11 protein-coding genes are annotated in these 13,535 nt (G+C 72.4%); 8 read left to right on the top strand and 3 right to left on the bottom strand.

Going from position 1 to position 13,535, the window contains the following annotated elements; genetic code table 11:
* Positions 1–180: 180 nt before the first annotated feature.
* Positions 181–981: an ABC transporter ATP-binding protein gene (locus tag RI138_RS05350; RefSeq protein ID WP_311118970.1), complete on the top strand. Its 801-nt coding sequence runs from the start codon at positions 181–183 to the stop codon at positions 979–981.
* 124 nt (positions 982–1,105) lie between these two features.
* On the opposite strand, the gene RI138_RS05345 is transcribed toward RI138_RS05350, so the two are convergent.
* Positions 1,106–1,453 (bottom strand): SCP2 sterol-binding domain-containing protein, encoded by a 348-nt coding sequence (locus tag RI138_RS05345; RefSeq protein WP_311118969.1) that lies wholly within the window; start codon positions 1,451–1,453, stop codon positions 1,106–1,108.
* 42 nt (positions 1,454–1,495) lie between these two features.
* Here RI138_RS05345 and RI138_RS05340 point away from each other — a divergent pair, with 42 nt between their 5' ends.
* The 5 genes from RI138_RS05340 to RI138_RS05320 all read left to right on the top strand — a co-directional run bounded on the left by RI138_RS05340 (position 1,496) and on the right by RI138_RS05320 (position 7,033).
* Complete coding sequence (locus RI138_RS05340; protein WP_096632200.1) at positions 1,496–1,819, top strand: hypothetical protein; 324 nt, start codon at positions 1,496–1,498, stop codon at positions 1,817–1,819.
* A 7-nt stretch (positions 1,820–1,826) separates the two neighbouring features.
* Positions 1,827–2,642, top strand: a complete 816-nt coding sequence (locus RI138_RS05335; protein WP_311118968.1) for a TlyA family RNA methyltransferase — start codon at positions 1,827–1,829, stop codon at positions 2,640–2,642.
* Positions 2,639–3,544, top strand: a complete 906-nt coding sequence (locus RI138_RS05330; protein ID WP_096632203.1) for an NAD kinase — start codon at positions 2,639–2,641, stop codon at positions 3,542–3,544. Before RI138_RS05335 ends, RI138_RS05330 begins: the two co-directional genes overlap by 4 nt.
* Positions 3,545–3,671: 127 nt before the next feature.
* A complete protein-coding gene (gene recN / locus RI138_RS05325) occupies positions 3,672–5,417 on the top strand; it encodes a DNA repair protein RecN (RefSeq protein ID WP_096632205.1) in 1,746 nt (581 codons plus the stop codon).
* A 518-nt stretch (positions 5,418–5,935) separates the two neighbouring features.
* Positions 5,936–7,033, top strand: coding sequence for a glycosyltransferase family 4 protein (locus tag RI138_RS05320; protein ID WP_311118967.1), 1,098 nt, complete (start codon positions 5,936–5,938; stop codon positions 7,031–7,033).
* A gap of 7 nt (positions 7,034–7,040) precedes the next feature.
* On the opposite strand, the gene RI138_RS05315 is transcribed toward RI138_RS05320, so the two are convergent.
* Together RI138_RS05315 and RI138_RS05310 are read right to left on the bottom strand one after the other, a co-directional pair.
* Positions 7,041–8,666, bottom strand: coding sequence for a PucR family transcriptional regulator (locus RI138_RS05315; protein WP_311118966.1), 1,626 nt, complete (start codon positions 8,664–8,666; stop codon positions 7,041–7,043).
* A 185-nt stretch (positions 8,667–8,851) separates the two neighbouring features.
* A complete protein-coding gene (locus RI138_RS05310; protein ID WP_096632208.1) occupies positions 8,852–10,654 on the bottom strand; it encodes a glycoside hydrolase family 15 protein in 1,803 nt (600 codons plus the stop codon).
* 442 nt (positions 10,655–11,096) lie between these two features.
* Between RI138_RS05310 and RI138_RS05305 the strand changes: the two genes are divergently transcribed.
* Entirely contained in the window at positions 11,097–12,752 is a 1,656-nt protein-coding gene (locus RI138_RS05305) for a CTP synthase (RefSeq protein ID WP_096632210.1), read from the top strand.
* Between the two features lie 85 nt (positions 12,753–12,837).
* Positions 12,838–13,464: an NUDIX domain-containing protein gene (locus RI138_RS05300; protein WP_096632211.1), complete on the top strand. Its 627-nt coding sequence runs from the start codon at positions 12,838–12,840 to the stop codon at positions 13,462–13,464.
* Positions 13,465–13,535 lie beyond the last annotated feature (71 nt).

The following is a 13,535-nucleotide window of genomic DNA, read 5'->3' as shown; positions in this document are numbered from 1 at the left end:
GCCCGCTGTCCCTCGCGTGATTCTCCTTGCCCGGCGGGGTGTTGCGGGGGCGGGGCGGCGGTCCGGGGCCAGTGGCGTGAAGAGGGAGATAGGTTAACCTAACTTGGTGCTGCTCGGTGGTCTGCTTGTGCCCGGCGCCGCGCACTTCACCTCACCTCACCAAACTCCGGGAGTACCACCATGCAGCGCCTCACCGCAGAATCGGTGACCCTCGGCTACGACCAGCGAGTCATCACCGAGAGCCTCTCGGTGGAGATTCCCGACAACTCCTTCACCGTGATCGTCGGGCCCAACGCCTGCGGCAAGTCGACCCTCCTGCGCGCGCTCGCCCGGATGCTGAAGCCGAGCCAGGGGCAGGTGCTGCTGGACGGGCAGGCCATCCACCAGCTGCCCGCCAAGAAGGTCGCCCGCACGCTGGGGCTGCTGCCGCAGTCCTCCATAGCCCCCGACGGGATCACCGTCGCCGACCTCGTGGCCCGCGGCCGCTACCCCCACCAGGGGCTGCTGCGGCAGTGGTCGCCGGAGGACGAGCGGGTGGTCCAGGAGTCCATGGAGTCGACCGGGGTCGCCGAGCTGGCCGAGCGGTACGTCGACGAACTGTCCGGCGGTCAGCGTCAGCGGGTCTGGATCGCCATGGCGCTGGCCCAGCAGACCCCGCTGCTGCTGCTCGACGAGCCGACGACGTATCTCGACATCCAGCACCAGATCGACGTACTGGATCTGTGCGCGGAGCTCCACGAGACGCAGGGACGCACCCTGGTCGCCGTGCTGCACGACCTGAACCACGCCGCGCGGTACGCCACGCATCTCATCGCCATGCGGGACGGCGAGATCGTCGCGGAGGGGGCGCCTTCGGACGTGGTCGACGCTGAGCTGGTGGAGCGGGTGTTCGGGATGCGGTGCCAGGTGATCGACGACCCGGAGACGGGGACGCCGCTCGTCGTGCCCGCGGCCCGGAAGAGTCGGAAAGTGGCCGTCTGAGGCGTGCGAAGCGGCGGTCCGAGGTGTGCGGGGACGCCTGGGCGGCGGTTCGCCCTCCATCGCCGGACGGGCTCGATCTCGCCGCCGGCCGTCCTTGGACGTGCGGCCGGGCGCGCTTGATCGGCTACAGCAGCGATCTCAGTTTCAGCAGGTCCCTGAAGCCCGCCTCCAGGCGTACGCGGCCCGACGCCCACGCCTTCGCGAAGTTCAGGTCGCCGTCCACCAGGGCCACCAGGTCGTCGCTCGTCATCGCGAGCCTGATTCCGGCCTTCTCCCGGGGCGGCCCCTCGACCGTGTCCTGCACCTGGATACGGCCATCGGCCAGCAGGCCGGTGAACGTGATGTCGAGGTCCTTGATGTGACAGCTCAGCGAGCGGTCGAGGCCGGCGGTGCTGCGCACGTCGCCCTCGGCGGCTGCGAGGTTGTCGGAGAGTCTTCTCAGTGCACTGCGGCACTCCGCCTTGGTCGCCATCGTGCTCGACGGTACACCGGCCCGTCGATGTAGCGTTCCGGCATGAGCGACAGGATGCCGGAGACGGGAACGCCGCCCGTGAGCACGCCCGGGGAGCCGGACGCGTCGGCGACCGGGGAGCCCGCCGGGCCCGCTCCCCTCGGGGTCGTACGCACCCCCACCGGCCGGGCGGAGGTCGACGGGCCGCTGGAGCGTCTGGCCGATGCGGACCACCTCCCGGCGGACGGGCACATCGAGGTGTACGAGGATGTACACCGTGGGCTCAAGTCCGCGCTGACCTCGCTGGACGCCCGTCCGGCCGCCGTACCCGGCCCGCCCGGGCCCGTACCGACACCCGCGTACGACACGCACGACAACAGGAGCTGAACCGAACGTGGCAGGAGTGGCACGTCGCCGCCTCGACGCCGAGCTGGTACGCCGCAAGCTCGCCCGCTCGCGCGAGCACGCGAGTCAGCTGATCGCCGCGGGGCGGGTCACCGTCGGCCGCACCACCGCGACCAAACCCGCCACGCAGGTCGAGACGGCCGCCGCGATCGTCGTCACCAAGGACGACGACGACCCCGACTACGTCTCGCGCGGCGGACACAAGCTGGCCGGGGCGCTCGCCGCCTTCGTCCCGCTGGGGCTGGCCGTCGAAGGGCGCCGGGCGCTGGACGCCGGGGCGTCGACCGGCGGGTTCACCGACGTACTGCTGCGGGCCGGGGCCCGGCAGGTCGTCGCCGTGGACGTCGGGTACGGGCAGCTGGCCTGGTCGCTCCAGTCCGATGAACGGGTCGTCGTCAAGGACCGTACCAACGTGCGGGAGTTGACGTTGGAGGACATCGACGGGGAGGCGGTCGACCTGGTGGTGGGGGATCTGTCCTTCATTCCGCTGGGCCTCGTGCTGCCCGCCCTCGCCCGGTGCGCGGCGCCCGACGCGGATCTGGTCCTCATGGTCAAGCCGCAGTTCGAGGTGGGCAAGGAGCGGCTCGGCAGCGGCGGGGTGGTGCGGAGTGAGGAGCTGCGTGCCGAGGCGGTACGTGAAGTGGCGCGCCGGGCCTGGGGTCTGGGCCTCGGGGTGCGGGGGGTGACGGCCAGTCCGCTGCCCGGCCCGTCGGGGAACGTCGAGTACTTTCTGTGGCTGCGGGCCGGTGCACCTGAGCTGGATCCCGCGGATGTCGACCGTGCAGTGGTGGAGGGGCCTCGTTGACGACGAATGCGGCACGAACAGTCTTTCTTTTGGCGCACACCGGCCGTCCGGCCGCGATCCGCAGCGCGGAGCTCGTGGTACAGGGGCTGCTGCGCAACGGGCTCGGCGTGCGCGTCCTGGCGACCGAGGCGGCCGATCTGCCGCTCCCGGACACCGTGGAGACGGTCACGGACACCAGCCCCGCCGCCGTGGACGGCTGCGAGCTGCTGATCGTCCTCGGCGGTGACGGCACCCTGCTGCGCGGTGCGGAGTTCTCCCGCGCCTCCGGGGTGCCGATGCTCGGCGTCAACCTCGGCCGTGTCGGCTTCCTCGCGGAGGCGGAGCGCGACGACCTCGACAAGGTGGTCTCCCGGGTCGTCACCCGCGACTACGAGGTAGAGGAGCGCATGACGATCGACGTCCTGGTGCACAGCAACGGCGATGTCGTGCACACCGACTGGGCGCTCAACGAGGCGGCCGTGCAGAAGGTGTCGCCCGAGCGGATGCTCGAAGTCGTCCTGGAGATCGACGGGCGGCCGGTGACCGGGTTCGGCTGCGACGGGATCGTCTGTGCGACCCCGACCGGCTCGACCGCGTACGCCTTCTCGGCGGGCGGGCCCGTGGTCTGGCCCGAGGTCGAGGCCCTGCTGATGGTCCCGATCAGCGCCCACGCCCTGTTCGCCAAGCCGCTGGTGACCTCCCCGTCCTCCGTGCTCGCCGTCGAGGTCCAGCCGCACACCCCGCACGGGGTGCTGTGGTGCGACGGGCGGCGGACCGTGGAGCTGCCCGCCGGGGCGCGGGTCGAGGTGCGGCGCGGGGCGGTGCCCGTACGGCTGGCGCGGCTGCACCAGGCCTCGTTCACGGACCGGCTGGTGGCGAAGTTCGCGCTGCCCGTCTCGGGGTGGCGAGGCGCGCCCCACTGACGGTTCCCGCGATGCCCTGCGGCCTCCCGGCGGCCCCCGGGAACGCTCGGGAGCGCTCGGGAACGCTCGGGAGAGTGAATCCGGGAGCGGGGGCCGTCGCGCGCGCGGCCCGGGACCTCGTAAGGTCATGTCCGTGTTGGAGGAGATGCGGATACGGTCGCTCGGAGTCATCGACGACGCGGTGGTGGAGCTGTCACCCGGTTTCACCGCGGTGACGGGTGAGACCGGCGCGGGCAAGACCATGGTCGTCACGAGCCTCGGGCTGCTGCTCGGCGGGCGCGCCGACCCCGCCCTCGTACGGGTCGGGGCCAAGGCCGCGGTCGTGGAGGGCCGGATCACGGTGTCCGAGGGCGACGCGGCGGCGCTGCGGGCCGAGGAGGCCGGGGCGGAGCTCGACGACGGTGCGCTGCTCATCAGCCGTACCGTTTCGGCGGAAGGACGCTCACGGGCCCATCTCGGCGGCAGATCCGTGCCGGTCGGGGTCCTCACGGAGCTGGCGGACGAGCTGGTCGCCGTGCACGGGCAGACCGACCAGCAGGGCCTGCTCAAGCCCGCTCGGCAGCGGCAGGCGCTGGACCGGTACGCCGGGGACGGCGTGGAGGTCCCGCACGCCAAGTACGCGGCGGCCTACCGGCGGCTGCGAGCCGTGGCCGCTGAGCTGGAGGAGCTGACCACCCGGGCGCGGGAGCGGGCCCAGGAGGCGGATCTGCTGCGGTTCGGGCTGAACGAGGTCGCCGCCGTCGAGCCGTTGCCGGGCGAGGACGTCGAACTGGCCGCCGAGGCGGAACGGCTCGGGCACGCCGAGGCCCTCGCCTCCGCCGCCTCCCTCGCGCACACCGCGCTGGCGGGCAACCCCGAGGACCCCGAGAGCATCGACGCGACGACCGTCGTGGCCGCCGCCGGGCAGGCCCTGGACGGGGTTCGGGCCCATGACCCGGCGCTGGCCGCGCTGGCCGACCGGATCGGGGAGATCTCGATCCTGATCGCCGATGTGTCCGGCGAGTTGGCGGGGTACGCCGACCAGCTGGAGGCCGATCCGCTGCGGCTGGCCGCCGTGGAGGAGCGCCGGGCCGCGCTGACCGCCCTGACCCGCAAGTACGGCGAGGACATCGCGGCCGTACTCGCCTGGGCGCAGGAGGGTGCGGGCCGGCTCACCGAGCTGGAGGGCGACGACGAGCGAATCGGCGAGCTGACGGCTGAGCGGGATGCGTTGCGGGCTGAACTCTCCGTGCTGGGGCAGGCGTTGACGGATGCGAGGACGGAGGCGGCGGCCCGGTTCGCGGAGGCGGTGACCGGGGAACTGGCATCGCTCGCCATGCCGCACGCCCGGGTCTCCTTCGCCATCCGGCAGACCGAGTCGGCGGACGAGGAGTCCGGCATCGACATCGGCGGGCGCAGCGTCGTCTACGGCCCTTCGGGCGCCGACGAGGTGGAGCTGCTGCTCGCCCCGCACCCAGGGGCCCAGCCCCGGCCGATCGCCAAGGGAGCTTCGGGCGGTGAGCTGTCCCGGGTGATGCTCGCGGTGGAAGTCGTCTTCGCGGGCTCCGACCCGGTGCCCACGTACCTCTTCGACGAGGTCGACGCGGGCGTCGGCGGCAAGGCGGCGGTCGAGGTCGGGCGGCGCCTCGCCAAGCTCGCCCGGTCCGCGCAGGTGGTCGTCGTGACGCACCTGCCGCAGGTCGCGGCCTTCGCCGACCGGCAGCTGCTCGTGGAGAAGACCGTGGACGGCTCGGTGACCCGCAGCGGTGTCACTGTCCTGGAGGGCGAGGACCGGGTCCGGGAGCTGTCCCGGATGCTGGCGGGCCAGGAGGACTCGGAGACGGCCCGCGCCCATGCGGAGGAGCTGCTCGCCACGGCGCGCAAGGACGGGTAGGCCTGCCGCTCGGCGGGGCCGGACGGGGGAGGCTCCCCGCCCGGCCCCGCAGGCGTATCCACGCTTCCCTCTTGGGTGAGTACGTGAGGAGGACCGCCGTCGCAGGTCGCGTCGGTGCGGGAGTTGCCGCTTCGTCGGCCGCAAGGGTGTACGCGGCGCTGAGCCGCCGTACGGATGCCGTCTGGCAGCGGACCAGCCACGCCGGACGGACCGTCACCCTGTACGCCGGACCGGCGGCCGCGCTCGGTGCCGCCGCCGGGATCGCCGCCGCGCCCGGCCCGGGCATGTGCCGCCGGGGTGTTCGCCGTGTGGCCGTCGGCGTGGTGGCGCCGTGGCGGACGGACGGCGACCGGCGGCAACAGTGCGACGTGATGTTCACCCGTAAGGGTGGTGCCGTGTGGCCGGTTGTCGCTGCGGGTGCGGCAGCAACGTTCCGGCGGTCCCGGAACGCGCCTACGGACTGGCATCCTTGGCGCTGTACTTACCGCCGACTCGGTGACCCCGGGGAGCCAATCAACGTGTCACAGCTGCGTACGGTCCAAGTTCTGGGCGGCGGCAGCGCGGGCAGCAGCGCGCACGTCAGTTCGCTGGCCGCCGGGCTGGTGGCGCGCGGGGTTCAGGTGACCGTCTGCGCCCCGTCCGCGGTGGACCGGGCCTACGACTTCACGGCGGCGGGAGCCCGCTTCCTTCCGGTGCCCCGGCGCAGCGACCCGGCCGCCGTCGCCGCGCTGCGGGCCGCGTGCACCGGCGCCGACGTCGTCCACGCGCACGGGCTGCACGCGGCCTCCCGTACCGCCCTGGCACTGAGCGGGCGGGGCGTGCCCCTGGTCATGACCTGGCACACCCGGCGGTACGCGGAGGGCGCCCGCCGTCAGATCCTGCACCTGCTGGAACGGCGTGCCGCGCGGGCTGCGGCCGTGGTCCTCGCCCCCTCGTCGGACCTGGTGGACCGGGCCCGGGTGCGGGGCGCGCGCGATGCCCGGCTCGCCCCGGTCACCGCCCCGCTCCCGCGCTTGGCCGGGGGCGTCGACGACAGCAAGGTGCGGGCCGAACTCGGTGCGGTCGACCGGCCGTTGCTGATGGCCGTCGGCAGCCTCGTCCCGCACCACGGCTTCGACACCCTGCTGGACGCCGCCCGGATCTGGCGCCGCCTCGACCCCGTACCGCTGCTCGTCATCGCGGGGGAGGGGCGCGAGCGTGCGGCCCTGCAACAGCGGATCGGGGAAGAGGAGTTGCCCGTCTGCCTCGTCGGCTGCCGGGACGACGTGGGGGAGCTGCTCGCCGCCGCCGATCTCGCTCTGCTGCCCAGCCGGTGGGAAGGCCGTTCCCTGCTGGCGCAGGAAGCGCTGCGGACGGGCGTGCCGCTGGTGGCCACCGCCGTCGGCGGCGTGCCCGAGCTGGTCGGCGAGGCAGCGGAGCTGGTCCCGTACGGCAACGCCGAGGCGCTCGCCCGCACGGTCGTCCGGCTGCTCGGGGACCCCGGCGCGCTCGCCCGGCTCGCCGAGGCCGGGCGGGTCCAGGCGGCGGGCTGGCCCACCGAGGACGACACGATCGCCCATGTCCTGAGCGTGTACGACGAGTTGGCGCAGCCCCTGGCCCCGGGGCGCGGTCGCTGAGAAGGCCTTACGTCGTGTGGCGGCGGGCCCGCAGCGCCAGGCTGAGCGCCAGCACCGTCTGCGGGTCGTCCAGGTCCGTGCCCAGCAGCTCGCCGATCCGGGCGAGGCGGTTGTAGAGGGTCTGGCGGTTGAGGTGCAGCTCGCGGGCGGTCTCCGCCTTGCGGCCCGCGTGCGCCAGATACGCCTGGAGCGTCGGGAGCAGCGGCGGGCGCGAGGTGCGGTCGTGCTCGCGCAGCGGACCGATCGCCCGGTTCACGAACGCCGCCAGGTCCGGATGGTCCCGCAGCCGCCACAGCAGCAGGTCGATGTCGAGCCGCCGCGCGTCGTACCAGGGCCGGTCGTCCAGGCCCTGCGCGGCCGTCGCCGTCTCCGAGGCATGCCGCAGCCCCGCGCCCGCAGCGGCCCAGCCGCCCGCGACGCCGACCACGACCACCGGCGGATGCGAACCGGTGCGGTCCAGCCCCGCCCGCACCACGCCCGCCCGTAGGGCCGCCGCGACCCGGTCCGCGACCGCTGTGCGTTCCCCCTCCGAGCGCAGCCCGAGCAGGAGCGGCACCCGTCCCTCGACCGGCCGCACCCCCAGCAGCACCGGAACGCCGACCGACGCCAGCTCCTCCAGGACCGCCCGGGCCAGCAGTGCCCAGTTGCCGGACGGGGACAGCTCGGGCGCCAGCCGCATCACGACCGGGAGCAGCGGGGTGTCCCCGGGCCGGAAGCCGAGCACCCGGGCCTGGGCGGGGGCGTCCTCCGGGGCGATCCGGCCCTCCGCGAGGTCGGTGAGGAAGTCGCCCCGGCCCCGGGCGGCCAGCTCCTCCTCCTGCCTGGCCTGCATCAGGACCACCGCGAGGAGGCCCGCCGCGCGCTCCGCCGCCATCCGGTGCACGGTCGCCAGCGGCCCGGACACCGCGAGGAGCACGAGCCGGGCCCGTACCGCACCGGTCTCCGGACCGCCGCCCGGCACATCCACCAGGACCGCACCCGACGGCGGGCTCTCCCGGGCCGCCCGGTCGCCGCGCATGCCCTCCCAGACCTGGAGCGGGTCCGCGCCCACCGGGCCCGTGCCGGTGGAGGCCGCGTACAGGAGCTGGCCGTCGGGCGTCTCCAGGAAGACCGGGTTGGCGGTGAAGTCGGCGAGGATCCCGAGCACCTGCGGCACCCCGCCCCCGTCGAGCAGCGCCCGCGTCGCGTGCCGGTGCACCTCCTCCGCCTGCTGGAGCAGCGCGTAGTGGCCGTTGACGATCTCGGTGTGCACCTCCTCGGTCACCTCGACGAACGGGACCTCGCGGTGCAGCTGGACCAGCGGCAGAGCGGCCGTGCGGGCGGCGTCCACGATGGCGGCGGGCAGCCTGCCGAAGCGCGGGCCGAGCTCCACGACCAGGGCGGCGATGCCCCGGTCGGCGAGGCGGCGGACGAACGCGCGCTGTTCGGCGGGGCGGGTGCCGAGGCCCAGACCGGTGGTCAGGAGCAGCTCGCCGCCCTTGAGGAGCGAGGCGATGTTCGGGACCTCGCCCGCGTGCACCCAGCGCACCGTACGGTTCAGCCGGTCGGCGCCCGCCACCACCTCCGGGAGCCCGGCGCGCAGCCCCGGCAGCTCCAGCGCCCGCTGCACGGTGATTCCGCTGTGGCTCTCCACGTACCCGGCCCGCTTCCCCTTGTTTCCGCACCCGATACCCCGGGTGGTCGTCCTGTTCAGGACGCTACCGCCCGGGGTACGCGGTGCGCATGGCAGGGGAGGCGGAATCGCCGTGCTCAGGCGACGTCCCCGCCGATCGCGATGCCGCCGACCTGCCAGGGCCGGCGCCGGTGCTCTTCGGGAGCTCAGCCGACGTACGCGCCGCTCGCCGTCAGCCGCAGCGCCGTGTCGATCAGCGGGACATGGCTGAACGCCTGCGGGAAGTTCCCCACCTGGCGCTGGAGATTGGAGTCCCACTCCTCGGCCAGCAGGCCCAGGTCGTTGCGGAGCGACAGCAGCTTCTCGAACAGCTGACGCGCCTCGTCGACCCGGCCGATCATCGCGAGGTCGTCGGCCATCCAGAACGAGCAGGCCAGGAACGCGCCCTCGTCGCCCTCCAGACCGTCGACGCCCGCGTCCTCACCCTCCGTGGGGTAGCGCAGGATGAAGCCGTCCTCCGTGGACAGCTCCCGCTGGATCGCCTCGATCGTGCCGATGACGCGCTTGTCGTCCGGCGGCAGAAAGCCCATCTGCGGGATGAGCAGCAAGGAGGCGTCCAGCTCCTTGGAGCCGTAGGACTGGGTGAAGGTGTTGCGTTCCTTGTCGTAACCGCGCTCGCAGACATCCCGGTGGATGTCGTCGCGCAGCTCGTACCACCGCTCCAGCGGGCCTTCGACGTCCCCGGACTCGACCAGCTTGATCGTCCGGTCGACCGCGACCCAGGCCATCACCTTGGAGTGCACGAAGTGGCGGCGCGGGCCGCGCACCTCCCAGATGCCCTCGTCGGGCTCCTCCCAGTGCTTCTCCAGGTACTCGATCAGCTTGAGCTGGAGGCCCATGGCGTAGTCGTTGCGGGTCAGGCCCGTCATGTGCGCCAGGTGCAGCGCCTCGGTGACCTCGCCGTACACATCCAGCTGGAGCTGGTTCGCCGCGCCGTTGCCGACCCGGACAGGGCCGGAGTTCTCGTAGCCGGGCAGCCAGTCCAGCTCCGCTTCACCGAGCTCGCGCTCGCCCGCGATGCCGTACATGATCTGGAGGTTCTCCGGGTCGCCCGCCACCGCCCGCAGCAGCCACTCGCGCCAGGCACGGGCCTCTTCCCGATAGCCGGTGCGCAGCAGCGAGGAGAGGGTGATCGCGGCGTCCCGCAGCCAGGTGTAGCGGTAGTCCCAGTTCCGTACGCCCCCGATCTCCTCGGGCAGCGAGGTGGTCGGCGCGGCGACGATGCCGCCGGTCGGGGCGTACGTGAGGGCCTTGAGGGTGATCAGGGAGCGGACGACCGCCTCCCGATAGGGCCCGTGGTACGTGCACTGGTCGACCCATTCGCGCCAGAACAGCTCGGTCGCCTCCAGGGACCCCTCGGGGTCGGGGAGGGCCGGCGGCTCGTGGTGCGAGGGCTGCCAGCTGATCGTGAACGCCACCCGGTCGCCGGGCGCCACGGTGAAGTCGGAGTACGTGGTCAGATTCCGGCCATAGGTGTCCGCCTCGGTGTCCAGCCAGACGGAGTCCGGTCCGGCGACGGCGACCGTGCGATTGTCGACCTTGTGCACCCACGGCGTCACCCGGCCGTAGCTGAACCGCATGCGCAGCTCGGAGCGCATCGGCACCCGGCCGCTCACGCCCTCCACGATCCGGATGAGCTGCGGAGCGCCGTCACGCGGGGGCATGAAATCGGTCACCCGTACGGTGCCGCGCGGTGTGTCCCACTCCGATTCCAGGATGAGGGAGTCACCGCGGTATCGCCGCCGGTCGGCGGAGGGTGGCTCGGCTCCCTCCGCTCTCGCGGGGCCCAGGCGCCAGAAGCCGTGCTCCTCGGTGCCCAGCAGTCCTGCGAAGACGGCGTGCGAGTCGAAGCGGGGAAGGCACAGCCAGTCGGCCGTGCCGTCCCGGCAGACCAGCGCCGCGGTCTGCATGTCTCCGATGAGTGCGTAATCCTCGATGCGCCCGGCCACGTGCGTCTCCAGTCGAACGGCCATGTCGCCCCGTCAAAGGGCGCTTACTGCGGGTCAAGGGGGTCGTAGGGTCTTTCACCCGGGAAGATCCGACGAGTCCTGTACCGGTGGGCGGCCTGGGTGGTGCCGCCGCCCGGCCGTCTCGGCAGAGAGTGTTTGAGCAGGATACGACGCACCGCGAAGATCCGCGCGACGGTCCCCGCAACATCTCTGAGCTGATCGGGTGGGACGTGAAACGACTGGGGTGATGGTGTGAGGCCCCTGTGCAGGGTGTGGCCGGAAGCAGCCTCCCCTCGTCGCTGTTACCCTGGTAGCCCGTGGACCGGTGGTCGTTCGCGAGAGCGGACGAGGCCCCCGAACCGCAGCGACGGCACCCCCGGAATCCCCGGTTCGGCGGCCGGTACGCACCTCAGAATCGCGACCACGGGAGCCCCCTTTGGCTATGCAGCCCACATCCACGACGACCAAGCACATCTTCGTCACCGGGGGTGTCGCCTCCTCCCTCGGCAAGGGTCTGACTGCCTCCAGCCTGGGTGCCCTGCTCAAGGCACGGGGCCTGCGGGTCACCATGCAGAAGCTCGACCCCTACCTCAACGTCGACCCCGGCACGATGAACCCCTTCCAGCACGGTGAGGTGTTCGTCACCAACGACGGCGCCGAGACCGACCTGGACATCGGTCACTACGAGCGCTTCCTCGACGTGGACCTCGACGGCTCCGCCAACGTGACGACCGGCCAGGTCTACTCGCAGGTCATCGCCAAGGAGCGGCGCGGCGAGTACCTGGGCGACACCGTCCAGGTCATCCCGCACATCACCAACGAGATCAAGCACCGCATCCGGCGCATGGCCACCGACGACGTCGACGTCGTCATCACCGAAGTCGGCGGCACGGTCGGCGACATCGAGTCGCTGCCGTTCCTGGAGACCGTCCGCCAGGTCCGCCACGAGGTCGGCCGGGACAACGTCTTCGTCGTGCACATCTCGCTGCTGCCCTACATCGGCCCCTCCGGCGAGCTGAAGACCAAGCCCACCCAGCACTCGGTGGCCGCCCTGCGCAACATCGGCATCCAGCCCGACGCCATCGTGCTGCGCGCCGACCGCGAGGTCCCCACCTCCATCAAGCGCAAGATCTCGCTGATGTGCGACGTCGACGAGGCCGCCGTGGTCGCCGCGATCGACGCCAAGTCGATCTACGACATCCCCAAGGTGCTGCACACCGAGGGCCTGGACGCCTACGTCGTGCGCAAGCTCGACCTGCCGTTCCGGGACGTCGACTGGACCACCTGGGACGACCTGCTGGACCGGGTCCACAACCCCGACCACGAGGTCACCGTCGCGCTGGTCGGCAAGTACATCGACCTGCCCGACGCCTACCTCTCGGTGACCGAGGCCATCCGCGCCGGCGGCTTCGCCAACAAGGCCCGGGTCAAGGTCAAGTGGGTCACCTCCGACGACTGCCGCACCGCCGCCGGCGCCGCCGAGCACCTCGGCGACGTCGACGCGATCTGCATCCCCGGCGGCTTCGGTGAGCGCGGTGTCGACGGCAAGGTCGGCGCCATCCGCTACGCCCGAGAGAGCAAGGTCCCCCTCCTCGGCCTCTGCCTCGGCCTCCAGTGCATCGTGATCGAGGCGGCGCGCAACCTCGCCGAGATCCCCGACGCCAACTCCACCGAGTTCGACGCCGCCACCTCCCACCCGGTCATCTCGACCATGGAGGAGCAGCTCGCCTACGTCGAGGGCGCGGGCGACCTCGGCGGCACCATGCGGCTCGGCCTCTACCCGGCCAAGCTCGCCGAGGGCTCCCTGGTGCGCGAGGCCTACGACAACGAGCCGTACGTGGAGGAGCGCCACCGCCACCGCTACGAGGTCAACAACGGCTACCGCGCCGAGCTGGAGAAGAAGGCCGGACTGGTCTTCTCCGGCACCTCCCCGGACAACAAGCTCGTCGAGTACGTCGAGTACCCGCGCGAGGTGCACCCCTACCTGGTCGCCACCCAGGCGCACCCGGAGCTCCGCTCCCGCCCGACCCGCCCCCACCCGCTCTTCGCGGGCCTGGTGAAGGCGGCCGTCGCGCGCAAGGTCGGCGCAGGCGAGTAGCCGAGAGGTACTACGGTTGGCCGGGGTACGGGTCCTTCACGGACGCGTGCCCCGGTTTCTCGTTTTTGTACGTGGGAGGACGCACATGGGTATCCAGGACACGCCCGAGGAGTGGCAGGTCAACGCGACCGTGACCCCCTTCACCGGCAACAAGACCAGCGTCCGCACCGACCAGGTGGTGATGCCCGACGGCTCCGTCCACGGCCGCGACTACCAGGTCCACCCCGGCTCCGTCGCGGTCCTCGCGCTCGACGACGAGGACCGGGTCATCGTCCTGCGGCAGTACCGCCACCCGGTACGCCAGCGGCTCTGGGAGATCCCTGCCGGGCTGCTCGACGTCCCCGGCGAGAACCCCCTGCACGCCGCCCAGCGCGAGCTGTACGAGGAGGCACACGTCAAGGCCGAGGACTGGCGGGTGCTGACCGACGTCTACACCACGCCCGGCGGCTGCGATGAGGCCGTACGGATCTTCCTGGCCCGCGACCTCTCCGAGGCGGAGGGCGAGCGGTACGCGGTCTCCGAGGAGGAGGCCGACATGGAGCACGCCCGGGTACCGCTGCCCGAGCTGGTCCGCTCGGTGATCGCGGGGGACCTGCACAACAACTGTCTGGTCGTCGGGGCGCTCGCGCTCACCGCCGTCCTCGCGGGCGACGGGATCGACTCGCTGCGCCCCGCCGAGGCGCCCTGGCCGGCCCGGCCCTTCGAGGCCTGACAGCCCGTTCGTTCCCTTTCCCCCCCGGTCGGACGATCGTAAGAAATGCCGATCCGAAGACATGCTGATCC

This window comes from Streptomyces durocortorensis (assembly GCF_031760065.1).
Taxonomy (GTDB): domain Bacteria; phylum Actinomycetota; class Actinomycetes; order Streptomycetales; family Streptomycetaceae; genus Streptomyces.
This window is presented reverse-complemented; position numbering and strand designations above follow the sequence as displayed.